Origin of the sequence: Rhizobium sp. CBN3 (assembly GCF_030518245.1) — a bacterium.
Classification (GTDB): domain Bacteria; phylum Pseudomonadota; class Alphaproteobacteria; order Rhizobiales; family Rhizobiaceae; genus Rhizobium; species Rhizobium aethiopicum_A.
In genome coordinates this window covers 1-553 of record NZ_JAULSE010000094.1, presented here as the reverse complement: position 1 = coordinate 553, position 553 = coordinate 1, and the positions used below count along the sequence as shown (strand labels likewise).

2 pseudogenes are annotated in these 553 nt (G+C 63.7%); both read right to left on the bottom strand.

Annotated elements, in window-relative coordinates:
- Positions 1 to 359: pseudogene (locus QWJ46_RS31095) on the bottom strand (carbohydrate ABC transporter permease); the annotation flags it as partial.
- Positions 356 to 553, bottom strand: a pseudogene (locus tag QWJ46_RS31090) (sugar ABC transporter permease); the annotation flags it as partial. The pseudogenes QWJ46_RS31090 and QWJ46_RS31095, both read right to left, overlap by 4 nt.

Genomic DNA, 553 nt, shown 5'->3' with positions numbered 1-553 from the left:
CCCATGATGGTGGAGATCGCCACCGCCGGCACCACCATCTTGATCGAGTTCCAGAAGTAGCCCTTGATGCCGGCGCAGGTCAGCCCGACGCAGGCCTCGCCCCAGGCCTTGACCCAGGGATCGAAGGTCGGCGCCTGCGGCAGTGCCAGCATGTTGCCGCCCTGGATCTCGTCCATCGTCTTGAACGAGGTCGTCAGCATGACGAAGAGCGGCATCAGGTAGAGGATGGCGAAGATCACCAGCAGGCCGTAGATGACGAGGCGACCGACCCAGCGGGCGCTGTTGCCGCGCTCCGCTCCTGCCGCAGCCACAGCCGTTGCCGATGAGGAGGTGCCGATCGGAGAGGTGAGGCTGCTCATCGGGCCTTCTCCTTCAGTTCGGAATAGAGATAGGGAACGATGATCGCCGAGATCGTCATCAGCATGATGATGGCGCTGGCCGAGCCGACGGCCATCTCGTTGCGCTTGAAGGTATATTCATACATGAAGTTGGACGGCAGCCAGGCCGAGCCGCCCGGCCCGCCCGAGGTCAGCGCCACCACCAGGTCGTAGGA